This is a genomic window from Pseudoalteromonas piscicida, assembly GCF_000238315.3.
Taxonomy (GTDB): domain Bacteria; phylum Pseudomonadota; class Gammaproteobacteria; order Enterobacterales; family Alteromonadaceae; genus Pseudoalteromonas; species Pseudoalteromonas piscicida.
Window position 1 is genome coordinate 3,629,446 of record NZ_CP011924.1, and the last position, 23,021, is coordinate 3,652,466.

General features: G+C 44.5%; 20 protein-coding genes. 10 read left to right on the top strand and 10 right to left on the bottom strand.

The genetic code is table 11. The features are described from left to right. Positions 1-28: 28 nt before the first annotated feature. Positions 29-1,639 (bottom strand): endonuclease, encoded by a 1,611-nt coding sequence (locus tag PPIS_RS16590; RefSeq protein WP_010376271.1) that lies wholly within the window; start codon positions 1,637-1,639, stop codon positions 29-31. Between the two features lie 300 nt (positions 1,640-1,939). Between PPIS_RS16590 and PPIS_RS16595 the strand changes: the two genes are divergently transcribed. From PPIS_RS16595 to PPIS_RS16615, 5 genes are all read left to right on the top strand, one after another. Continuing rightward, on the top strand, positions 1,940-3,757 hold the full coding sequence (locus tag PPIS_RS16595) for an assimilatory sulfite reductase (NADPH) flavoprotein subunit (protein WP_010376268.1): 1,818 nt from the start codon (positions 1,940-1,942) through the stop codon (positions 3,755-3,757). 44 nt (positions 3,758-3,801) lie between these two features. Then, on the top strand, positions 3,802-5,523 hold the full coding sequence (cysI, locus tag PPIS_RS16600; protein ID WP_010376266.1) for an assimilatory sulfite reductase (NADPH) hemoprotein subunit: 1,722 nt from the start codon (positions 3,802-3,804) through the stop codon (positions 5,521-5,523). Positions 5,524-5,561: 38 nt separating this feature from the next. Next, positions 5,562-6,302: a phosphoadenylyl-sulfate reductase gene (locus tag PPIS_RS16605; protein WP_010376264.1), complete on the top strand. Its 741-nt coding sequence runs from the start codon at positions 5,562-5,564 to the stop codon at positions 6,300-6,302. Between the two features lie 104 nt (positions 6,303-6,406). After that, positions 6,407-7,174 (top strand): hypothetical protein, encoded by a 768-nt coding sequence (locus PPIS_RS16610; protein ID WP_010376262.1) that lies wholly within the window; start codon positions 6,407-6,409, stop codon positions 7,172-7,174. A 13-nt stretch (positions 7,175-7,187) separates the two neighbouring features. Further along, positions 7,188-7,727 carry a DUF4124 domain-containing protein gene (locus PPIS_RS16615; protein ID WP_010376260.1) on the top strand — a complete coding sequence of 180 codons (540 nt, stop codon included), beginning with the start codon at positions 7,188-7,190 and terminating at the stop codon, positions 7,725-7,727. On the opposite strand, the gene PPIS_RS16620 is transcribed toward PPIS_RS16615, so the two are convergent. The 3 genes from PPIS_RS16620 to PPIS_RS16630 all read right to left on the bottom strand — a co-directional run bounded on the left by PPIS_RS16620 (position 7,724) and on the right by PPIS_RS16630 (position 9,614). Further along, the gene (locus PPIS_RS16620; RefSeq protein WP_010376258.1) at positions 7,724-8,809 is read right to left on the bottom strand and encodes an NAD(P)/FAD-dependent oxidoreductase; all 1,086 of its coding nucleotides are present in this window, start codon (positions 8,807-8,809) and stop codon (positions 7,724-7,726) included. The two genes, PPIS_RS16615 and PPIS_RS16620, sit on opposite strands and share 4 nt — an antisense overlap. A gap of 71 nt (positions 8,810-8,880) precedes the next feature. Then, positions 8,881-9,099 carry a hypothetical protein gene (locus PPIS_RS25425; protein ID WP_010376257.1) on the bottom strand — a complete coding sequence of 73 codons (219 nt, stop codon included), beginning with the start codon at positions 9,097-9,099 and terminating at the stop codon, positions 8,881-8,883. Between the two features lie 77 nt (positions 9,100-9,176). After that, on the bottom strand, positions 9,177-9,614 hold the full coding sequence (locus PPIS_RS16630) for a PaaI family thioesterase (protein WP_010376255.1): 438 nt from the start codon (positions 9,612-9,614) through the stop codon (positions 9,177-9,179). Positions 9,615-9,709: 95 nt separating this feature from the next. On the opposite strand from PPIS_RS16630, the gene PPIS_RS16635 reads away from it, so the two are divergent. Beyond that, positions 9,710-10,471 (top strand): hypothetical protein, encoded by a 762-nt coding sequence (locus tag PPIS_RS16635; RefSeq protein ID WP_010376253.1) that lies wholly within the window; start codon positions 9,710-9,712, stop codon positions 10,469-10,471. Positions 10,472-10,520: 49 nt separating this feature from the next. Here PPIS_RS16635 and acnA read toward each other — a convergent pair whose 3' ends face one another. Together acnA and PPIS_RS16645 are read right to left on the bottom strand one after the other, a co-directional pair. Further along, a complete protein-coding gene (gene acnA, locus PPIS_RS16640; RefSeq protein WP_010376251.1) occupies positions 10,521-13,256 on the bottom strand; it encodes an aconitate hydratase AcnA in 2,736 nt (911 codons plus the stop codon). A 268-nt stretch (positions 13,257-13,524) separates the two neighbouring features. Beyond that, positions 13,525-13,893 carry an RNA-binding S4 domain-containing protein gene (locus PPIS_RS16645; RefSeq protein ID WP_010376249.1) on the bottom strand — a complete coding sequence of 123 codons (369 nt, stop codon included), beginning with the start codon at positions 13,891-13,893 and terminating at the stop codon, positions 13,525-13,527. Between the two features lie 198 nt (positions 13,894-14,091). Between PPIS_RS16645 and PPIS_RS16650 the strand changes: the two genes are divergently transcribed. Beyond that, entirely contained in the window at positions 14,092-14,361 is a 270-nt protein-coding gene (locus PPIS_RS16650; RefSeq protein ID WP_010376248.1) for a hypothetical protein, read from the top strand. Between the two features lie 84 nt (positions 14,362-14,445). Further along, positions 14,446-15,108: a hypothetical protein gene (locus PPIS_RS16655; protein ID WP_010376246.1), complete on the top strand. Its 663-nt coding sequence runs from the start codon at positions 14,446-14,448 to the stop codon at positions 15,106-15,108. On the opposite strand, the gene PPIS_RS16660 is transcribed toward PPIS_RS16655, so the two are convergent. Beyond that, positions 15,085-16,065 (bottom strand): extracellular solute-binding protein, encoded by a 981-nt coding sequence (locus PPIS_RS16660; protein ID WP_248694199.1) that lies wholly within the window; start codon positions 16,063-16,065, stop codon positions 15,085-15,087. The two genes, PPIS_RS16655 and PPIS_RS16660, sit on opposite strands and share 24 nt — an antisense overlap. 156 nt (positions 16,066-16,221) lie before the next feature. Between PPIS_RS16660 and PPIS_RS16665 the strand changes: the two genes are divergently transcribed. Both PPIS_RS16665 and PPIS_RS16670 read left to right on the top strand, forming a co-directional pair. After that, entirely contained in the window at positions 16,222-18,879 is a 2,658-nt protein-coding gene (locus tag PPIS_RS16665; RefSeq protein WP_021032600.1) for a putative bifunctional diguanylate cyclase/phosphodiesterase, read from the top strand. 133 nt (positions 18,880-19,012) lie between these two features. Beyond that, entirely contained in the window at positions 19,013-19,843 is an 831-nt protein-coding gene (locus tag PPIS_RS16670; protein ID WP_010376242.1) for an arylamine N-acetyltransferase family protein, read from the top strand. A gap of 48 nt (positions 19,844-19,891) precedes the next feature. On the opposite strand, the gene cysQ is transcribed toward PPIS_RS16670, so the two are convergent. Genes cysQ through PPIS_RS16685 form a run of 3 tightly spaced genes read right to left on the bottom strand, consistent with a single transcriptional unit; the run spans position 19,892 to position 22,998 of the window. Beyond that, a complete protein-coding gene (cysQ, locus tag PPIS_RS16675; protein ID WP_010376240.1) occupies positions 19,892-20,662 on the bottom strand; it encodes a 3'(2'),5'-bisphosphate nucleotidase CysQ in 771 nt (256 codons plus the stop codon). A 3-nt stretch (positions 20,663-20,665) separates the two neighbouring features. Further along, positions 20,666-21,262 (bottom strand): adenylyl-sulfate kinase, encoded by a 597-nt coding sequence (gene cysC / locus PPIS_RS16680; protein ID WP_010376239.1) that lies wholly within the window; start codon positions 21,260-21,262, stop codon positions 20,666-20,668. Positions 21,263-21,273: 11 nt separating this feature from the next. After that, positions 21,274-22,998 (bottom strand): SLC13 family permease, encoded by a 1,725-nt coding sequence (locus tag PPIS_RS16685; protein WP_026345610.1) that lies wholly within the window; start codon positions 22,996-22,998, stop codon positions 21,274-21,276. Between the last annotated feature and the right edge of the window lie 23 nt (positions 22,999-23,021).

Sequence of the window (23,021 nt, forward strand, 5' to 3'; positions counted from 1 at the left end):
GCCAGTTACTGGCCTTTTTTATTTATAGTTACCAAATTGCTTCGACGAACTCTGGATGGTCTACAAATGGATTTCGGTTACCCTGAAATTCATAAGCTGCTTGGTTGCGCGCTTGCTCAAGGGCATCGACAGGATCTTCGTTATGCCATCTTTTTAGCATGTTGACGACCCAAGTTTCGAAGACTTGCTGCTGGGTGCCATTGAGTACCGCATTACTGTAGCTGGTATTATTTTGCCAATTTGCAATCACATCTTGATAACGCGTTGCCATATAGAAGTAGGCACGAGCAAAATCTCCTTTGAAACTATCAATAGGCTCAAATACGGTACCGCTGTAATTAATACCAGATGCAGAACCTAAGCGACTACCATTACTTGAGGTATAAGAAGCGCTTCCTACTTCACCAAATGGATAGTTACTGCGCTTTGAATTTACATAGCCATCGGAAGCAAAAATATGATGGATATCTGAATTCATCGGTTCTACTTGGCCACCAAACCAAGATTTAGGGAATGAGTGTTCACGATTATAGCAATCGCCCTCGCCGCTGTAACTGCCGCATTGTGAGCCGGTAGAGACATAAGTAACACTATCATTTGCCGTTGGCTTTTCAGAGTAGCGATCTAATATACTGTTATCTTTTTCAAAATAGCGGTCGCGCTCGTTCTGATCGATAAAGCTCCAAATAGCAGAATAACCTTGTGATTGGTGGTTACGAATAATCTGGTGTAACTCTGTTTTCAGTGCATAACCGCTAAGTCCAGCAGCTGAGGCATAGTAACCATCGCCTGAAGGGGGCGGTGTGGCTGTGCCAAGCGTAAAGGCATGATCTTGACGATTGCTGAACTGGCCGCCGGAAGCGAGCGTTGTACCAGCGTGCGTTAAGGTATACTGGCCATTACCATTGGTGCAACAAATTCCGTCGCCATAGCTGTCTAAAATCGTAAACGTATAACTACCGTCGTTAAGGCATAGATTTTCGTTTACCGATTGATTATTGCTATAGCCACTACCACTAGCCATTATTGTGTTTGCTGTATTAGTGATTTGCCAGCTTGTTTCGCTACCATAATTATCGGTCATCAAAGCGAGAGTGACACTATTATTTTGACAGCTCTGAGGCGGCTCTGGTGTGGTAGAAGTTGGACCAAAGCCGTCAACGTAGACAGTTTCATTACCGTCAAAACCACTGCCATCGTAAAAACGTAAGCCAACGTTAATTGCTGTGGTTGCAGTTGCGGTGTAGGTATAGCTAAGTTGTTGCCACTGCCCGATATTGAACTGATCTGAATAGCCATGATAGCCATCCACCACTAATCGTGCTTTGACACCACCTTCCGTGTGATAGACCCAAGTACTAAATTGATAGCTTTTACCAGCTTCAACGTTTACTTGCTGTTGTAAGTCTGTGCTACTTTGTGTAGCAGTGGTTACCTGTACCGCTGCGGCACGATTACCGTCTTTTATTGGTGTCGTAACCGAGCTAAGTGTGATGCCCGAGTCTATCGTCGTCCATCCACTAGGGACTTGACCGCTCCAGCTCTCAAAACTGCCATTTGTAACTTCTGCAACAGCGCTTAAGCTGAGTATTGAGCAATAAGAACTGAGTATTAGGTTTATATATTTCCCGTGTTTCATTGTTAGTCTCATTATTATGATTATCTGTATTATTGATTTGTCTGTGTATGACAGTTTGATTTTGCATCAAAACTGTTACGGCAATGTTAAACTTTTTGGCGGTTAAATATCGAACTTCTTTTAATCTGTTTTCTTTGGACTTTTCAATCTTCAATAACTAAAAGGAATATAAAAGCAGATTCTATTCTTTTTGATCTCTCAATTTGCCACGTATGCTTCACGCTAATAAAAGTAGGCTACGCTGCGTGCGAGCCAGTTATGCAATGAGCAAGCAAAACCTTTTGGGTACGGGGATCCATGATGTTGTTAAGTCAACTTAATGCTGCAGCAAGTCCGCTGACACATGAACAACTGCAAAAACTACAAGGCTTAGTTGGAGAGTTAAATCCAATCCAACAGGCATGGGTGAGTGGCTATTTAGCTGCAACCGCAAATTCAGCTGCATTATCAGGTATTGCTGGACAAGCAACAGCGGGCGCTGACGAGTCTGCACCTCTGACTATTTTATTTGGTTCACAAACCGGTAACGCAAAAGGGGTTGCAAACCAAATTAAAGCTCAGGCGGAAGCGCGTGGCTTGACGACTAAGTTGGTCAATATGGCTGACTACAAACCAGCCAACCTGAAAAAAGAGAAGTTCTTAGTGATTGCTGTCTCTACTTACGGTGAGGGAGAACCACCAGAAGATGCAGAAGCATTGCATGAATTCTTAGCCGGTAAGAAGGCGCCTAAACTGGAAGGTGTAAAGCAAGCTGTGATTGGCCTTGGTGATTCAAGTTATGAATTCTTCTGCCAAACAGCAAAGGATTTTGAAGCGCGCTTGGCTGCCCTTGGTGCTGAAATTGTTGTGCCGCGTGCTGACTTAGATGTGGATTATGAAGCTGAAGCAGAGGCGTGGATCGCAAAGGCGCTAGATGCGTTGGAGCCTGCGCTTAAAGCTCAGCAGCAAGCGGGTGGTGGTAACGTTATCAGCATGCCGTTTGGTACGCCTCAGGCCGCAGCGAGCCAATATACAAAGCAAAACCCATTCGCGGCCGAGCTTAGTGTGGTACAAAAGATCACTGGCAGAAACTCAAGCAAAGATGTGCGTCACATTGAAATTTCGCTTGAAGGTTCCGATATCACTTATCAGCCGGGTGATTCACTTGGCGTGTATTTCTTAAATGATCCACAAGAAGTGGCGGCGGTGATCGACGTCTTAAAACTCGACAAAACACAAACCGTAAAAATAGGTGAACTCACCGTTTCATTAGAAACGGCGTTGATTGAACATCTTGAGCTAACACAGTCGTATCCTGGCTTTGTTGAGAAGTATGCGATTGCGACTGGGAATGAGGAACTAAGCGCACTTGCAAACGATAAAGCGGCATTGCGTGCTTATATTGAAGAACGTCAAATCTTCGATGTGATTAAGCAAAATCCTGCCAACATTGAGGCGCAAGCGCTAGTTGATTGTTGTCGCAAATTACAAGCGCGCCTGTACTCTATCGCGTCAAGCCAAGCTGAGGTGGAAGAAGAGGTGCATTTAACCGTAGGTTTAGTTGAATTTGATACCTTTGGTGAAAAGCATTTTGGCGGCTGCTCAGGTTATTTGGCGAATCGTGCTGAAGAAGGTACGAAAGTGAAAGTATTCAGTGAGCATAACGACAACTTTAGGTTACCTGTCGACAATGCTACACCTGTGATCATGGTTGGCCCAGGTACAGGTATCGCACCGTTCAGAGCCTTCTTGCAAGAGCGTGAGGCGCGTGACGCTGAGGGTGAAAACTGGCTGTTCTTTGGTAATCCACACTTTACAGAAGATTTCCTTTATCAAGTAGAAATTCAAAATTACGTAAAGTCGGGTTTATTAACACATGTAGATTTGGCATTTAGTCGTGATCAGGCAGAAAAGATTTACGTGCAAGATAGACTGCGCGAGAAGGGCGAAGCTGTATTTGCATGGCTTGAAAAGGGCGCTCATTTTTATGTCTGTGGTGACGCTAGCAGAATGGCCAAAGATGTACACCAAGCACTTATCGACATCATTAAAACCCATGGAGGGAAAGATGATGAACAAGCTGAGCAATACCTTAAAGCATTGCGTAGCGCAAACCGTTATCAGAAAGACGTTTACTAACGCGTCTTGTTATACCGTCAGCCAATTTTAATGTAGGAAAGACAATGAGCAATTCTGAAATCAAACCGAATAGTAAGCTCGATGCAAACGCAAAGTTTTCTGATAATGAGCGTTTGAAGTCACAAAGTGCCCACTTACGTGGCACAATTTCAACGGATCTGACCGATCAACTAACCGGCGGCTTTACTGCGGATAACTTCCAATTGATCCGTTTCCACGGTATGTATCAGCAAGACGACCGCGATATCCGCCCAGAGCGTACTAAGCAACGCCTTGAGCCACTGCATAACGTGATGCTTCGTGCTCGTATGCCAGGCGGTATCATAAAACCACATCAGTGGCTGGCGATTGACGAGTTTGCAGCGGATAAAACCATGTATGGCAGCATTCGTCTGACAACGCGCCAAACTTTCCAGTTCCACGGTGTATTGAAGCCAAACATCAAAGGGATGCACCAACTGCTGAATAGCGTAGGTATCGATTCTATTGCGACGGCGGGGGATGTAAACCGCAACGTATTATGCACAACTAACCCGGTCGAGTCTGAGTTACACCAAGAAGCGTACGAGTGGGCGGCTAAAATTTCAGAGCACTTACTACCTAAAACCAAAGCTTACGCTGAAATCTGGTTGAACGGTGAAAAAACCGAGACAACGGCAGAGCCGATTTTGGGTGATACGTATCTACCACGTAAATTCAAAACCACCGTTACTATTCCTCCGAATAATGAAGTCGATGTGCATGCCAATGATCTCAACTTTGTTGCTATCGCAGATGAAGGCAAGCTAGTTGGCTTTAACGTGCTTGTGGGTGGTGGTTTGGCGATGACCCATGGTGACGTTAATACCTATCCACGTAAAGCTGATGACCTTGGCTTTATTCCGCTTGAGCATACACTTGCCGTTGCTGAGCATGTGGTTTCTGTGCAACGTGACTGGGGTAACCGAGTAAACCGTAAAAATGCAAAAACTAAATATACGCTAGATACATTTGGCACAGACGCGTTTAAAGCGGAAGTTGAAAACCGTGCCGGTATGACGTTTGAGCCAAGCCGTCCTTATGAATTCACCCACCGTGGTGACCGCTTTGGTTGGGTTGAAGGTATTGATGGTAAGCATCACTTAACGGTGTTTATCGAAAATGGCCGTATTTTAGATTTCCCAGATAAACCACTTAAAACAGGTTGTCGCAAAATTGCAGAAATCCACAAAGGGGATTTCCGCATGACAGCAAACCAAAACTTAATTATTGCTGGAGTTGCAGCTGAGGATAAAGCACAAATCGAACAAATTGCCCGCGAGCATGGTTTGATAGATAGCGCGCATTCAGAGCAGCGTAAAAACTCGATGGCATGTGTATCGCTACCGACGTGTCCACTTGCGATGGCTGAGGCGGAGCGCTATTTACCTGAGCTTGTGACAAAGGTAGAAGGGTTGCTCGCCAAGCATGAGGTTGCTGAAGAGAATATTATCCTTCGTGTAGTTGGCTGTCCTAACGGCTGTGGCCGAGCGATGCTAGCTGAGGTTGGATTCGTGGGTAAAGGACCTGGCAAATACAATATGTATTTAGGTGGTAACCGTGCAGGTACTCGCATTCCTAAGTTGTATTTGGAGAATGTCGGCGAAGACGTCTTCCTGCCAGCGCTAGATGAGTTGATTGGTCAGTGGGTCAGTGAGCGCAGCGAAGATGAATGTTTTGGTGACTATGTCATCCGCAAAGAAATCGTTGCGGAAGTAAAAGTGTCAAAAACTGATTTCCACGCTTGATTTAGAACGGGCAGCTAGGCTGCCCATTGGATGAGAAAATGAGTGATTTTAAGCAAATATTGACTCTGGACAGCACAACTCAGCAGATGCTACTCGCGGATGCTAATGTCCTACTGAGTGATAAAACTGCCGAGCAGAGAGTGGCTTGGGCACTGGAAAACTTACCGGATACTCACTTTTTGTCTTCTAGTTTCGGTATTCAAGCTGCGGTTATGTTACATCTTTTGACTCAGCAGCAGCCTGATATTCCCGTAGTACTTACTGATACGGGTTATTTGTTTCCTGAGACATATCAATTTATTGAATCACTGTCAGAGCGTTTGGCACTCAATCTTAAAATATACCGTGCTAAGCAGAGTCCTGCTTGGCAAGAAGCGGTGTATGGTAAGTTATGGGAGCAAGGCGAAGAAGGGATTAAAAAATACAATACCCTAAACAAAGTTGAGCCGATGACTCAAGCGTTACGTGAACTTAGCGCAGGTACTTGGTTCAGTGGCTTACGTCGTCAACAGTCTTCAACGCGTGCGGATAAGCCAATCGTTGAGCTCAGTCGCGGCACGGTCAAGTTTTACCCTATTATTGACTGGCATAATCGTGATGTGTATCAATATCTTACAAAGTTTGATTTGCCTTATCACCCACTCTGGGAACAAGGTTATGTTTCTATGGGGGATGTTCACACCACCCGTAAGCTTGAACCTGGTATGACAGAGGAAGAAACACGCTTCTTCGGTCTAAATCGTGAGTGTGGGTTGCATATTGATGGTGATGGTATTTAGATCCGCAATGTTCATATAGTAGATTTGAGTGTGGCTGGTTTTTTGACTTGGAAAATTCCTGCGATCGGTCATACTTAGTCTATTATTTGTTCAAGGTCTTGGAGGTGGCTTTGATCTACTTTCCAAAGACGATGTTATTATTGCTACTTAGTTGTACCTTGTCTTTTGCTGGCCACGCTAAAACCGCGGAAGAAAGCAAAACGTTTATTAACTTTGCAGTGCAGTATTATCCTCCCTTTATTATCGAACATGCCCAAGAGCAGGGTGTGCTTATTGATATTTTCGAGCTGTTTGCAGCACAATATCATTACCAACCAAATTACCCTGTTTATCCAGAAAAGCGTTCGTCTGTAGAAATCGAGCGAGGGAATGTTGATGTGCGGATGGAGTCTGAACATTGGTATCGTGGCACAATGCAAATGTGTTGGAGCGCGCCAATTTACACAATTGAAGATGTCTTTGTTACACACAAGCAGGCTGAACACTTTGATGTAAACGGCTTAAATGAGCATCTATTTTTAGGTCGATTTGGCTATACCTACCCTCAGTTAGAGCCGTATTTTGACAGTAATTTGCTGCAGCGCAAAGACTACTACTCAGAATTTGATATCTTGTCCGTGCTTGCGGGCGGAAGTGACAAAAGTCTTGCTTTTTCTATTGTTGGCGCACCAACACTGCGTTGGTTACAGCTGAAATATCCAGTATTAAAAAGTACCATCAGCGTGCGCGGCGTTTCGGATGTGGCACCGTTACAATTGCAGTTTGGTCGCACTCAAAGAGCGAAAAAATTGTGTGATGACTTCAATCGCTTTTATGCTGACTTTAAAAAAACGGAGCAATTTAAGCTGATACTGTTAAAGTATGGGCTCTAAGGAAAGTCAGAGTATGAAGATGAAAGCCGCAAGTTACTTGATGATTATGATAATGCTGGTGGCGTTAGCCAGTTTGTTTGTATTGAAGCGCCCTGATGGAAAGCCATGGTTAAATGTAAATTCGTTGACCAACAAGGTTGAGCAGCAGGTAACAGAATTAACGTATCAAGGTGTGACAGCGCTTGATAAAGTGAAAACACACACGAAGGAGCTTGTGAGTGACGATACTCAACAACCTACATCAGGGGTACAAGTGTATCGTTGGCAGGACGCCAAAGGACAATGGCACTACTCTGATAAACCCAATCCAAACGGCGAGTCGCAGCACTATCAATTAGACGAGCGCAAAATTACCGTGATAGCAGCCGAAGACACGAGCATTCTGAATAAACAGCCAGAGCAAGCCGTAAGTAAAGAAGCTGCTTCGGCATTACCAACGGCATTAAATCCAAAAGCGGTAAAACAGGTGATGGAAGATGCGAAAAACATCCAACAGCTGATGGATGATAGAACGAAACAGCTTGAAAAGGCGCTGGAGGAAAACCAGCGTTAAAGTCGTTGTTCAATATATTCTGCAATGGCGAGGCTTGCGGTCAATCCCGGTGACTCAATCGCCATTAAGTTAACAAAGCCTGATATTCCATGGGTTGCCTCGAACTGAATTACAAAGTCGCTTTGCTTTTCTTTGCTTAATTTAGGTCTTATCCCAGTGTAATCCGCTGTGAGCCTACTCTCATCCAAAGTTGGCCAGTATCGCTTTATTGCCGCGACAAAGCGCGCTTTTTGGGAGTCATCAAACTGATAATCAATGTTTTCAATATAGTCGGTATCAGGGCCAAACTTGAGTTGCCCAGCTAAATCTAATGTCGCGTGTACGCCCAATCCATGCGTGTTAGGTAGAGGGTAGATGAGCTGTTGAAAAGGGTGCTTACCTTGATAGCGATAGTAACGGCCACGACAATAATAGGCGATGGCTTTGTTGCTATCACCGGTAATTTTATTGAGCACATCAGGGGCGTTCAGCCCAGCGCTGTTTATCAGCTGGCTACAGCCCATTTCGAACTGCTCGCCATTGCAGCGCAACGCAACAATAAAATCACTGCCTAATTGCTGTGCGTGCATAAACTCACTTTGCGTCGCAACAATCCCCCCATTACTTTCAATCTCAGCGATGAGTGACAGCATAAATTGGTGACTGTCTAAAATACCGGTGGAGGGAGAGAATAGTGCGCTATGTATTTTCAAATGGCTGAGCTGTTGAACGATGGTCTTGGATGAAGCAAAGTCAATATCCGTGACAGAGTTAGCATGGGCACGAGTCTTTATTTGTTCTAGGCTTTGCGCTTCCTCTGCGTTTGTCGCAACAATGAATTTACCGAGTCGATGAAAGGGGATGTTTAGCTGTTCACAGTGTGTGTAAAGGAGTGCTTTTCCTCGAACGCAGAGCTGGTGCTTTAAGCTACCATAAGGGTAGTAAATGCCCGCATGGATCACTTCACTATTACGGCTACTTGTATGCTCACCAACACGAGATTCTTTATCGATAACAATAACGCTGCGGCTATGGCTGAGTTTTGCTGCTATTGCTAAGCCTACAACGCCAGCGCCAATAATTAGAGTGTCGACCTTTTCCACAAACTGAGTACCTTCATAAACCTAGACGCTCAGGGTGCAGTAAAACCAGCCCAATATCAAGCTGGTATACGCTAATCTCGGTGCTCTCGACGCATTAGTAAAATGGTCAGATATATTTTAGTCGGTAAAGAACAAATGAGACCGAGCGCGACACAGCTCGCACCAATTATAAAACCGCTCGGACCGAGATCATTCAACCAGTCGCTCGTTAACATGGTGTGGCCCGTAAAAATTAAAATCAATCCCGCTACGATGAGCATATGCAGAGGCCAAAGCTTTTGAGTTGACACAGTACCACCTCACTATTTTGTGTGTTGCAATAATGATGAGGTGGTTTTGCGTTTTTGTAGTTGTGATAGATCAAGTTTTAGCGTGATACTACGGCGGCGGTCATTCGGGAAATACAGCATAGTTCATTGCGACTGTTAGTGATGCGGATCTCCCATACAGATGAACGTTTACCGAGATGTACAGGTTTAGCAATAGCTGTGAGTATGCCTGTTCTTGATGCTTTTAAGTGATTAGCATTGATCTCCTGCCCTACACAGTAGAATTGTTCGGTATCTACAACAAAGTTTGCTGCGTAACTTGCAACGGTTTCCGCTAAAGCAACGTTTGCGCCGCCATGGACCATACCCATAGGGTTATGGTGTTCAGGAATGGCTGGCATAGTAGCAACTAAGTAGTCGTCACCCACCTCGCTGATTTCTATCCCTAACGTTTTCATGAGCGTACCTTTACCCGTCATGCCATCTTCCAGCTTTTTGCACAACTCTACACTTACGGGTTTGAACCAGATTGCCATGCTTGTCTCTCTTTTGAATACATATGCTTACATTTTTTTACTATGGCGATTTTTTTTCATAGTTACAATCGTTTCATTAACATAAAGGGGAAAGTATGAAAGCATTATCGCTGATAGGACTGTTATTTTATTCAGGCTTCAGTATAGCCAACTCTCATGAAGTAAGTGTTGGCTTCGGAGAGTTTTTAGAGATTGAGGATGGATTCTTAGGTGTTCAGTATCGACACTATCTTACTGAGTTAAAGAATGATGGCACACCCTATGGTTTACAGGGGTACCTGCAAAAGAGTAACAACTTCTCTATAGGTGGTTTTAAAAATGATGATTGGCACCTTTACCAAGCCGATGCTGAATTCTTTATTGGGCGAGACTGGCGAGTTGCTGTAGATGTAACCCAATTTAGAGATGACTCTGCACTTTTTACTGCGACGCGAGATACGATAGCGCTGGTCCAAGTGGGACGTTTTGTTAGTGATAATATGCAGCTTGGGGTTACGCTCATCGGTGAGCGCTCAGAATTTGATAACTACGGAGTGGATGAACGAGATACAGAAACGGCAATTGCGCCATTTTTTCGTTATACAGAGATTGATAATGGCGTTGGATGGGATGTAAAAATGCAAAAAGTCGCAGCAGACATCGACTTTTGGCAGGTCCATGCTGGCTATTATTTGGCTAAGAATTGGCAGATATCTGCATCAGCTCGATTACGAGAAGATGATTTTGATCAATCGGTAGTGGAGTTACAGACTGATTATTGGTTTAGTTCACAATCGGCGCTGAAGTTTGGAATTGGCAGTGCGTTTGATGATGGTGGCATCAATACCATTACGCTGATTTACACTCGCAGGTTTTAAAAAAGACGGCCGGTGCCGTCTTTTCCATTAAAGTATTGCCAAAAGAGGCCTATAGCATTTGTCTTAAGACGTACTGTAAAATTCCCCCATGTTGGTAGTACTCCCACTCTTTAGGGGTATCGATCCGGATATCCGCCGAAAACTTGATTTCTTTGCCATCCGCATTCGTTGCCGTGACTATCACTTCGGTTGATGTGTCGTATATCCCTTCAATTTCAAACTCTTCTTCGCCAGTTAATCCTAGCTCTTCGTGGCCATCATCTGGTTTAAATTGTAGCGGCAACACTCCCATACCAATGAGGTTCGAACGGTGAATACGTTCGTAGCTTTTAGCAAGTACGGCCTTAATCCCAAGTAGTAAAGACCCTTTAGCGGCCCAGTCTCGTGATGAACCCGTGCCGTACTCACTGCCCGCGAGTACAACGAGTGGCGTATTCCGCTGCTGATATTGCTCTGCCGCATCGAAAATACTCATAAGTTCGCCCTCAGGTAATAGGCGGGTAATACCACCCTCGGTACCTGGAGCCAATTGATTGCGTAAGCGTACGTTTGCAAACGTACCTCGCATCATGACTTCGTGGTTACCACGACGCGAACCATAAGAGTTAAAATCAGCTTGCTTCACTCCTTGCGCTTGTAAATACTCCCCTGCTGGTGCCGAAGCTTTAATATTACCCGCTGGAGAAATGTGGTCAGTCGTCACTGAGTCGCCCAGTTTAGCGAGACAGCGTGCGCCTTTGATACTTGGGATCCCTGGTGGCTCTTTACTCATATCATCAAAGAAAGGGGCTTTTCGAATATAAGTAGAGCTATCTTGCCAATCATAGCGCTCACTCTGATTTACCGCGATTTGTTGCCAATGTTGGTCGCCTTGGTAAACGTCTGCATAGTTCTTCTCAAACATGGCTTGTGTGACTGTCTGAGACACAAGTTCACTGACTTCAGAGACTGATGGCCAAATGTCTTTTAAGAACACATCCTGGCCATCATCGGTTTGGCACAATGGCTCATTGTAGACATCGATATCAGTGCGACCTGCAAGTGCATAGGCAACGACAAGTGGCGGCGAGGCGAGGAAGTTCATTTTAACATCTTGGTGGATCCGTCCCTCAAAGTTGCGGTTTCCTGATAAGATGGAACTGACAACCAGCTGATGTTTAACGATGGCTTCGTTAATTTCTTTTGGTAAGGGGCCTGAATTGCCGATACAAGTCGTACAGCCATAGCCCACTAAATCAAAACCAAGTTCAGCAAGTGGCTCCAATAGGTCGGCTTGTTTTAGGTAATCGGTAACTACTTTTGAGCCAGGAGCCAATGAGGTTTTCACCCAGGGCTTAGGTTTTAAGCCAAGTGCCTTGGCTTTTTGTGCAACAAGGCCTGCGGCAAGAATAACACTTGGATTAGAGGTGTTTGTGCAACTTGTGATAGCGGCAATAACACAGGCGCCATCGACCAATTCAAACTCTTGATCTTTAAATTTAACCTTACCGACGCCAAGCGTTGCGGGCTCATCTTGATCGACTCGAGAAGTCCCGCCTTCACCAACAGTACGAGCTTCATCTTGATCTGACACGGCATTTTTTTCACTGCGCTCATGTTGGAATTCACCCAAATGGGCTTGAATTGTTTTGCCTGCGTCATTGAGAGGAATTCTATCTTGTGGGCGCTTAGGACCTGCAAGACTAGGAACCACTGTCGCTAAGTCTAGTGTTAATACGTCGGTGTAAAGTGGTTCATCTCCAGGTTCTCGCCACATGCCTTGATGCTTGGCATAACCTTCGATTAATGCAATTTTTTCTTCATCACGATTGGTTAGTCGTAGATACTCCAAGGTTTCGTTATCAATGGGGAAGATACCGCAGGTTGCCCCGTATTCAGGTGCCATGTTGGCGATAGTGGCACGATCGGCAAGTGGTAAGTCAGCTAAACCATCCCCAAAGAATTCGACAAACTTACCCACTACGCCGTGTTCACGTAGCATTTGTGTCACGGTGAGTACCAGATCGGTTGCGGTTGTGCCTTCAGGCAGCTGTCCTTCAAGTTTAAAACCAACGACCTGAGGAATGAGCAGTGAAATTGGCTGACCAAGCATAGCGGCTTCGGCCTCGATACCGCCTACGCCCCAACCTAAAATGCCAAGGCCGTTGATCATTGTTGTATGAGAGTCAGTACCCACTAATGTATCAGGGTAGGCGAATGGCATACCATCGATTTCTTTTTCGAATACGACACGTGCTAAATACTCTAGGTTAACTTGGTGCACGATCCCGGTTGCGGGTGGCACCACTTTTAGATTGTCAAACGCGCCTTGCCCCCAGCGCAAAAATTCATAGCGCTCTTTGTTGCGTTGGTATTCTAACTTAGCATTAAGATCAAAGGTGCCATCGTGACCATATTCGTCTACTTGTACTGAGTGGTCTATGACCATTTCAGCGGGTGATAAAGGGTTGATTTTGTTGGGATCACCACCGAGTTTTGCCATGGCATCACGCATTGCTGCAAGGTCCACGATAGCTGGTACGCCTGTAAAATCTTGCATCACGACGCGCGCGGGCGTGAAAGCAACTTCTTTACTTGGTTTATCTTCCGGCTTCCAGTTGAGTAAGGCATCGATGTCTTGAGCAGTCACGTTTTTGCCATCTTCATGACGCAGTAAATTTTCTAATAAAATTTTAAGCGAAAACGGTAATCTTCTTGCCCTATCGCTTAAAGCTGGAAGTGAGTGAATATGGACCTGACGCTCGCCGACGGTAAGCTGAGCCAGGGTGTTATATGAATTATTCATGCTTGACCCTTTCCTTATACCAACTGCACTTAAGATTTGCTCTATATAAGAGGGCAGTAGAGCATCCAATTAAGTGAATTGGTTTTGTTCTAAAAATGCAAAACAAGGTGCATAGAATGTACCAGTTGCAGACTTGCCGTTTTTTTGTACTGCTATAGTCCTAGTGTTGATTGGGGACTTTTTCAAGGGGGAAGTGCACTTTCGCGAGGCATCGGTGCACTAAAAAGGTGAGCATTTTTGTAATTAAATACGTCAGCGTGTGGGATTGCTAGCCAAAGGAAATGGGTTTTCGGCCTGTATTTTTGTCCACTTGTGTGTAAGATTTTCCTGACTTTTGTCGTTTTTTCTTACTCGGCGTTGGTGCCGTTTCGGCGCGTGGAGTGGCAACTGCTCGCGATTGCGGCGTAGCATCAGGTGCTAAGGTTAAATGAAATTCATCACCATCAAAATGCAGAATATCGCCTGAATAAATCTTTTTACGTTTTTGTGTACATATTTCATCGTTGACTGCTACATAACCTTCAGTGATCAATAACTTAGCATGTCCGCCAGTTTCTGCTAAGTCGAGCACTTTCAAAAGGTTACACAATTCTATCGGCTCTTCTTCGAGCTCAATTTCAATAAACCCATCTTGCATTTTAATAACCTCAACGTGCCGTATTTACCTAACACAGCCAGTGTCTTATTGCCTTATACGACAGTATATAAAATTACTATGGTGAATGACGAAACTTTTTCGTTAAATCCGAGGTCTTTAACATTATTGAAGCATTTGGTGTGTATCTTGCAGGCCGACCACGCGATTTGTTTTTATCAGTATTTTATGGAGGCAACGATGGGTATTCGCACAGCATTAAGAAAAGAGCTTATGAACGTTGATAAGACAGATCTAATGACCGCGGATGATGTACGTCACTATGTCAATGAGTCTCTCACGCAAGCCAAGGATAAGCTCTCTGTCATCTCTCGATTTAATGAGCATCATAGCCAGGTGCAAGCCGGGCTGCCAAGTCAGGAGCGGCATCTACGTCATCAACAGCATCGATTGTTTAAAGATATTCTCTACCCAAAAGCGTCTGTTGAAAATTGGTTGTCTAGGTGTTAATTTGAAGTATTAATAAGACTGAGGTAGAAGTGTACTTCCCAGATTAGGTGCACTTCAAACCGAGGCGTAACACCAAGGATGACAATGCAACGTATTTTCGCAATTGCTACTTTATTATTGAGTGGCTGTAGCACCCAAACCCTACATATCTTTGAATCCGGTCTTGATGAAGATACTAGAGCTAACTTAGTTCAAGCGCTAGAAAAGCGAGATATTCATTATCGTTTTACCGAGCTTCCCGTACCGCTACAATATGAGAGCGCACAATTAAATATTCCACCGATGACTTCTGGCGACAATTGGCTTAGGGATATCGAATATGTGGTGAAAAAGATTGGTTTTGATACCCTGACAATTTCAGAATTTAATATGGAAGGGCACCGTTATACACCGAATAACGCGGGGTTGTATCTGGTGCAAAACAGAGCTGCTCAAGCATTGCCAGATCTATTGTTTGCCCACCAATGTAAAGATGATTCTATCCAATTGCAGCTGAAACCCAATGGTCATTGGCAGCAGGTTGGCACTGAGTATCGGGGGCGTTGGACATATGAAAGTAATTCTCTCACGCTCACATGGCGTGAGAAACCCGAGCAGCACCCCTACCAACAAGTGTATGCCGAGCGCGAACATACAGTGCAGACATTACAAGGGCCCAAGCCTGCAAAAACATTTACCCGCCAGCAGCTTTTCGATGGACCAGTGCCGGTCTTTAACTGTAACTTACAAGTGATCTTTGCTGAGTGAGTTAATAACTCGCTGGGCTCGTGTCACTTGCTGCAGACCGAGCTTCACTTGTTTCGTGGCGGGAACAAATGGAGCCGGAGCCATGTTCGAGCTCTGGATCACAGGATATTCATGAAGCAAATTAGCATACATGGACTGAGTGCTTGGTTTCAGCAAGAAATCAATAAATAGCTCGGCATTGTGTGCATTGGGTGAGTGCTTTGCTATCGCAACCGTGGTGGTAGAAATAGGCGTTTTTCCCGAGTGCATTTTCAGAAAGTGGATCTCTAGTTGTTCGGCAAGTGCCTTATCGCGCTTATTTTCGGAGTGCTGCATCATGCTCCAGTAATAGTGATTCGCCAGCGCAAATTCACATTGACCTTGTGCAAGCGCTCGTAGTTGCTCTCTATCTCCTCCCACAGGGCGTTTTGCTAATAGCGTATTAGCGTGATTGAGCCATGAGGAGTCATTGCTATTTGAAGAAGCATAGAGGCTCGATGCTAACGTCAAGTTATAACTATGAGACCACTGGCGAATGCAAAACTTACCCTTGTAAAGCGCTTTATCTAAATCCGAAAAGTGCTCCGGCAACGGTGTTGAAACGCCTTTTTTACGGAATAATGCGCGTGTCCTTATCGAAACACTGATCCACCGCTTATCATCATCCTTCAGTTCATGATTTACTGCTTGCCAATTTGTGATCTTGTCGATAGGACGCAGTAGTGCTTTGTAATCATGCAACTGAATTAGATCTGAGGTGAGCAACACATCGGCCTTTGAGTCGGCGCCATCGCTTTTGAGACGCTCAAGCAGTTGTGCTGATTTGCCATTTACTAGGTTTACGGTGAGCCCAGTCTCTTTTTCAAATGCTTGGAGGACAGGTTGAATTAATTCATATTTTCTAAATGAATAGACGTTTACTTGCGAGGTGTGGGGCTGCTTTGCAACCGCTTGACCAAAATGTACCCAAAAGAGCAAAAAAAGGAAAAGTTTACTTTTATTCATTGCAAATAAGAATTATTATCGAATGGGTGTAGCATACAATGTTCGATGAAGATGTCCAGAATTAAACGACGCGTTTTTACAAATGCCATTCTCCAGAGTGCTCAACAGGTTTTTAAGCGAAGACTTCCCGTGTTGGGGTTCACATTGTTGTTCGTCTGTTTGATATATGTTGGCTTGATAGCGAATGTTTACTACCAAAACCAATCAGAAAGCAAAAGTGCGCAGGAGTTGACACGATTAGAATACTTACTGGATAGTAAGTTGCAACACGTTGCTCACCTTCTGTATTCGATAGATGCCTACCTCAACACCCATCAAGATGCAGACTTTTATGAGATAGCGCAATCACAACTTACCACGGTGAATTTAGGGTTGAGTATGGAAACATACGCAGTGGTTTCACCTGAACAATTCTCCATATTAGAGAAAGTGCAGCGAGAAAGAGGCTATTTTGACTTTAAAGTTAGAGGCAATCTAGATAAGCAGGCTAACCAATGGTTGGTGGTTACCCGTGCAGCACCTGTGTCTGAAGTTGGTCAGACCGTCGGGCAGGCGGAGGTACTTGAGAGAGATATTTTTGCAGAGCGGGATGAGAATGACTTAACGACCTATGTCTGGCCAAATAGGCAAAAACTTAGTGTATTGATTGAACAACCGCGTTTTGGAGAGTTTAAAACGCTACTGGGATTAAGTTTTGAGTTACCTTTTTTATTGGATTCACTATTTGGCCAATTATATCAGCAGCGTAAGCAACACTTATTGGTCTCTTCAAAAAATGAAATTATTTATAGCTCCGATTGGCAAAAACGCTTCGACCTTCAGAATTTAACGCCAAGTGCGGTACACACCATTAATTTTTATGGTTTGCCCATTACCATGCAGTTGTATGACGAGGCGTGTTTACATCCAAGTTGGTTAAATAACCATAGCGTACTGATTGTACTGTTTTTAGGTATTTTGGCCACCTGTATTTTATTGGTGTGGCTCCAGCTAAGGCAACTGAAAAACCGCAATGACACCGTCAATAATTTAGTTGTTGAAAGAACAAAAAGCCTAGAGGTGTCTAATCACAGATTACAAGTCGAATCTAATAAGCGGTTAGGGGCTTTGCAGCAACAGGTCGCTGCAGAGCGTAAGTATAAAAGTTTATTCGTTAATAGCCATGAAGGTTTATTTGTACTAGACCGCCTAGGCTACATCATTGACTCCAACCCCGCTTTCAATGCGTTACTTTTTGGTGGGCGTATTCCTTCGCCAAATACAGACTTTAGTGCGCTTATGCAAGACGCTGAGTGTCATGAGCAGTGGAACCAGATTGTTGCCACTAAGCAAGCTCACCAAGAAATGGAGTGGTTAGCAAAAGCAGAATCAGGAGAGCATATCTGGCTTAGGCATTCTGGGCATTGGCTGCATCAACCGGATAGTTGCTTGTATGAGGGGAGAGTGACGGACATTACTCAGGCTAAACTGTTCCAAGAACAATTGCGATATAAAGCCCAACATGACAGCTTGACCGATCTGCTAAATCGTCAGAGCTTTGTGTCTTTGGTTGATAAGCTCCGTGAGCGTAAACGCGCCAAGTTTACTTTGCTATATATTGACTTAGACCGCTTTAAGCTAATAAACGATACCTTAGGCCATCAAGCTGGCGATAAGCTGCTTATCGAATTTGCAACAAGAATGCGTATGCTGCTTAGTAGCTATGCCGATATTGCCCGGCTTGGCGGTGATGAATTCGCCGTCCTTATTTACGATGAGCATCTACATGAACCAATTGAGGGGGTGCTTGAAGATATTCTTGCGCGGATCCGAGCGCCATTTCTGTATCAGGGTAACAGCCACTGTGTAAGTGGTAGCGTTGGCGTACGTCACTTTACCGTTCCGTGTCTACATTGCGATGCAGAGAAGCTATTACATGATGCCGATATTGCAATGTATGAGACAAAGAAGCGAGGCAAGAACACTTATCATATATTCACGAATGCTATCGCTTGCGAAGCAGGTCGAAAGATCCAGATTGAGCAAGCGCTACAGGCAATAGTGATGTCTCGCGAACTAAGCCTGAATTTGCAGCCCGTTTATTGTCAAAAAGGGCAGAATTTAAAAGGGTTCGAAGCGCTACTACGCTGGAATAGCCCAATACTTGGAGAAGTAAGTCCTGCGGAATTTATTCCCATCGCAGAACAATGCGCGAAGATTTCAGAGCTGGGTTGCTGGGTATTTGATCAGGCGCTCAATTTTATCAATGTCGTAGGAGACAGCACCCTTTTTGTTGCGGTTAATGTTTCTCCGTTGCAACTCCAGTCGCAGGAATTTATCGATTGGTTAGTGTCTCGCTGTGAGGATGAAAATGTTGCGATGAAACAAATTAAGCTTGAGTTGACAGAATCCGCTATGATGGCAGAGGAAAACATGCTTATAGGGCCGCTGGAACAACTTCATCAAGCGGGATTTGGCATCTATATTGATGACTTTGGCACAGGTTATAGCAGCCTTGCCCGGCTCAATCATCTTCCCGTGGATGGCATTAAAATAGATAGGGCTTTTATGTCCGGCATTGAGCTGGGCGGTAAGGCGACGCAACTCATTGAAGCGATTTGTGCGATTGCGCACAGCTTTAACCTTGTCGTGACAGCCGAGGGTATTGAAACGGCAGCGCAGCTTGATACGTTATCAAGGCTTTATTGTCATCAAACGCAAGGCTATTTTATGTCGAAGCCACTGGTTGTGGCAGAAGCTAAACGCCTCGCTTTGCCGAACAAAAAAGTGCATCAGTTATTTGCCTAGTTAACCAGAGGTTTGGATAACAAAGTGACATCTTGTTATGTGATAGAAATAATGGCTGAAAAAGTAAAAATACCTATTGACCTTAACATGGGTTGAGGTTTTAACCTGCCTCCATCAACTTTAGGAGTCAGTCATGGAATTAGAAGCGAATATCAATCAATATCTTAGCAGCTTATCGTTACAGCACTTTGCTGGGATTGAGCTGGTCACCGAGTTACAACAAAAACACCTTTCTCGCTACGCCTTCTCAAGTATTAATGCCATGTATGGTGAGCGTCTGTTGCTTGACCCATTACCACTATTTAGCCGTTTAGTGACCAACAAACAAGGTGGCTACTGCTTTGAGCATAACAAGGTGGCATTTTTAGCGCTGCAACAGCTTGGGTTTACAGTAAGGCCGGTTCTTGCGAGAGTAATGCTAAATGGTAGCTCCTCCAATCCTCGTTCTCACCGGATGACATTGCTTAATTTGGATGGTGAGCGGTACTTGGTTGATGTAGGATTTGGAGTGAAGTCGCCTCGTGTACCGATTAACATTAATCAGGCCTTAACTATCCAAGGTCGGCAGACTTATCAGGTACAAAAGACAGCAGACACAGTCAAAGTGACTCTGTTAGAGGAAGGAGAAGCACCGCTTACTTTATATCATGTCGACCTTGCTGAAGTGTTCGAATCCGATTGTGAAGTGGCACACTTTTATTCCCATCAACATCCTGAAGCGGCGTTTGTGAATAACTTAGTGGTCTCTCGAATTACAGATTGCCACCGTTATTTACTGCGTAATCAGAGTTATTTCGAATGGCATGAATGCGATGGCAGTGTTACTGAAACTAAAGTGGAGAGCTTTGCTCAGCTAGAGCAGTTAGTAAAAGAGACATTTTTGCTTGAAACGCCAAGAGCAGTTTTAAAAAGCGTATACGATAAAGTCCTAACTCGCGCCGCAAATAAACCAGTCGAGCGTTAATTCGACTGGTTTTACGTGAATTAGTTTACGGTATTACCACCTTCTAGCTTAGTCTTCCAACCTAGAAACCACAAAATAGGGGTTAAGATACTCGGCTTTTTGATTATAGCGCAGAGGCTCGCCATTCACTTGGCTGACCTTTGCCCCAGCGATACTCGCCACCGCGTGTCCGGCCCCGGTATCCCACTCTGAAGTTGGGCCAAGACGAGGGTAAACATCGGCTTTACTTTCGGCTACTAAACATAACTTAAGTGAACTGCCTTTAGGCACCATGTCGACTTGCTCGAAGCGGGTAAGGTACTCGGCTAAATCTGGTGAAGGATGTGAGCGCGAGCCAACTACTTTGATTAAACCTTGATTGGGCTTTGTGGTGACTTTGAGCTCTATGCGAGCTTCACCCGTTTGCTTGAACGCGCCAATACTTTTTTCTGCAAGGTAGCTTTCATTAAGTGCTGGAGCATGAACAACACCAAGAATGGGTTCACCGTTATTAATAAGTGCAATATTTACCGTAAATTCGCCATTTTTCTTGATGAATTCCTTAGTGCCATCAATGGGGTCAACCAGCCAATATTCTTGCCATTGTTGGCGCTCTTGCCAATCTATTCCTGCGCTTTCTTCGCTTAATATCGGCATTTCGGGAGTGAGGGTTTTAAGGCCTGCAACAATAATTTTATGTGCAGCGAGATCTGCCTCAGTGACGGGACTTTCATCTTCTTTATATTCAACATTAAAGTCCTTGGCATAAATCTCCATAATCGCTTCACCAGCGCGAATACTCAGATTTAATACTTCTTCCAGCAGATCCGTATGATTCATGACTTACCCTATTAAATTTTTTGACAGTAGATAGTGTATTAGCTGCTGGACAGATTCTTCCAGCGACTGCTCGGAAGTATTTAAACATATTTCTGGACTAATTGGGGGCTCATACGCCGAATCTATGCCAGTAAAATGTTTTATTTCTCCAGCACGCGCTTTTTTATACAAACCTTTAGGGTCTCGTTGCTCGCAAATTGCAAGCGGCGTATCGAGATATACTTCAATAAACTCGCCGCTTGCGACTAAGTTACGCACCATGTCTCGTTCTGCTTGAAAAGGAGAGATAAAAGCAGTGAGTACCATTAGTCCTGCATCGACCATGAGTTTGCTGAGTTCACCCACTCGACGAATGTTTTCGACGCGGTCTTCATCGCTGAACCCTAAGTCTTTACACAGTCCATGCCTGACATTATCGCCATCAAGGAGGTAGGTATGTATGCCTTTAGCTTGCAGTGCATGCTCAAGTGCATTGGCCACTGTGCTTTTGCCTGAACCTGAAAAGCCTGTAAACCAAAGCACGCAAGGCTTATGACCTTTTAATTCGCTACGTTTTGTTTTATCTACGGCATAGTTATGCCAAACAATATTTTCGTCCATACTTTGCTCTATTAAAATGGAAAGACAAATGGAATAACAGTCAGTACCGTCGCTGAATAAATCAATGACAAGGGCAGTCCCATGGTGACGTAATCACGAATTCGATAGTTGCCTGCGCTATACACCATGAGGTTAGTTTGATAGCCAAAAGGTGAGATAAAGCTCGCGGATGCGCCAAAGGCTACCGCCATTACAAAGGGTAGTGGATTTACATCAAAGCCACTTGCCAGCGCATAAGCCACTGGGAATGAAAGTGCTGCCGCGGCATTGTTAGTGATGAGCTCGGTAAATATCACAGTCATCACAAAAATGGCGATAAATGCGCCGTAAGGACCAAAATCCCCTAACAACCACAATAAGCTCGAGGAAATCTCTGCCGCTAGTCCGGTTTCAATCATTAACTTAGCCAGCCCTATCGCACTGCCAACAATAGCGACAAGCTCAATAGGAAAGCGGCGCTTCATCTCTGGGACTTTAATTGTACCGAGCACCACAAGGGCGGCAAGTAAAACGATTAATCCTTTTACCAGCGGTACAACTCCAAAGATGCTAAGGCCAACCACTGTCGCAAAACTCGCAAGTACCGTGTTGGACTTATTGCGAGATAGATGTGTTTGTAAATCTAAGCCTGAAATATACACAAATTCGCGTTTGAGATTGGGGAGTGCATAAAAATCGCTGCTTGGGGCAAGTATTAAAGAGTCGCCCGCTTGTAATTCGACCTGACCTATCCCACCTTGCAGGCGATCATGACCACGACGTATCGCAATAATAGCGGCATGAAACTGCTCCCTAAAGCGGATCTCTTTAATGGTCTTGCCAAGAAAGCGCGAAGACTGACTGACGACCACTTCCACCAAGTGCTCAACGTCTTTCTCGTGTTTATCATGGACTATCTTTAATCCATCGAAACGCTGTAACAGCGGCACTGAGTTGATGTCGCCCACAAATAGCAGAACATCACCAGCTAGAATTTCTTGTTGTGGCGTAACGGCACAGATCCGTCGTTCACCACGAATGATTTCAGCAAGAAATAAGTCTTTGAGGTCGCGCAGGCCGTTTTCTTCAACCGTGCGACCAACTAGCTTGGAGCTTGGCTCAACTTTTCCTTCTAAATAGAACGGCACGACCTCATCATTATTTTTGCCGTTGTCGGGCAAATATTTGAGCATAATCGTGATGGTCAATAAACCAACGCTAAGGACGGCGAGACCAACTAAGGTAAAATCAAAAAAGCCCAGCGGCGCCATTCCTGCTTCTACGGCAAAGCCATTAACAATAAGATTAGTAGAAGTTCCTATCAGCGTTAACGTACCACCTAAAATAGCGGTATAAGAAAGCGGTAATAACAGCTTAGAAGGCGCATGTGTTTTGCTCTCTTTAACGGTGGTGATAAGCGAAGCAACCACCGCCGTGTTATTAGTAAAAGAAGACAAAAAGGCGGTGGATAAACCCAGTTTAATCACCGCTTTTGCGAGACTACCTTGTGCCATTGAGTGGGCGAGTTTTTTGACTAAGGTTGTTTTTTCAATCGCAATAGAAGCTAGGATAAGTAGCACAAGTGTGATTAAAGACGGATTCGCATAATTCACCAACATCGATTCAAGATCGATGAGGCCAGTCAAATAACTGGTGGCGATTGCACCTGTGAAAAGCCATGCAGCGTTAATACGTGTGGCAAAAAGACACACCACTAACGCTAGCATAATGCCTGTTAAAATGACTTGTTCCATAATGACGTCATACCTCGACTAACAGG

Bases quoted from the DNA above. Each gene is read 5' to 3' on its own strand.
- PPIS_RS16650 (WP_010376248.1), top strand. From the start codon at position 14,092: ATGGGTATTCGCACAGCATTAAGAAAAGAGCTTATGAACGTTGATAAG.
- PPIS_RS16630 (WP_010376255.1), bottom strand. From the start codon at position 9,614: ATGGCAATCTGGTTCAAACCCGTAAGTGTAGAGTTGTGCAAAAAGCTG.
- cysC (WP_010376239.1), bottom strand. From the start codon at position 21,262: ATGGACGAAAATATTGTTTGGCATAACTATGCCGTAGATAAAACAAAA.
- PPIS_RS16670 (WP_010376242.1), top strand. From the start codon at position 19,013: ATGGAATTAGAAGCGAATATCAATCAATATCTTAGCAGCTTATCGTTA.
- cysI (WP_010376266.1), top strand. From the start codon at position 3,802: ATGAGCAATTCTGAAATCAAACCGAATAGTAAGCTCGATGCAAACGCA.
- PPIS_RS16615 (WP_010376260.1), top strand. From the start codon at position 7,188: ATGAAGATGAAAGCCGCAAGTTACTTGATGATTATGATAATGCTGGTG.
- PPIS_RS16605 (WP_010376264.1), top strand. From the start codon at position 5,562: ATGAGTGATTTTAAGCAAATATTGACTCTGGACAGCACAACTCAGCAG.
- PPIS_RS16655 (WP_010376246.1), top strand. From the start codon at position 14,446: ATGCAACGTATTTTCGCAATTGCTACTTTATTATTGAGTGGCTGTAGC.
- cysQ (WP_010376240.1), bottom strand. From the start codon at position 20,662: ATGAATCATACGGATCTGCTGGAAGAAGTATTAAATCTGAGTATTCGC.
- acnA (WP_010376251.1), bottom strand. From the start codon at position 13,256: ATGAATAATTCATATAACACCCTGGCTCAGCTTACCGTCGGCGAGCGT.
- PPIS_RS16595 (WP_010376268.1), top strand. From the start codon at position 1,940: ATGTTGTTAAGTCAACTTAATGCTGCAGCAAGTCCGCTGACACATGAA.
- PPIS_RS16635 (WP_010376253.1), top strand. From the start codon at position 9,710: ATGAAAGCATTATCGCTGATAGGACTGTTATTTTATTCAGGCTTCAGT.
- PPIS_RS16645 (WP_010376249.1), bottom strand. From the start codon at position 13,893: ATGCAAGATGGGTTTATTGAAATTGAGCTCGAAGAAGAGCCGATAGAA.
- PPIS_RS16590 (WP_010376271.1), bottom strand. From the start codon at position 1,639: ATGAAACACGGGAAATATATAAACCTAATACTCAGTTCTTATTGCTCA.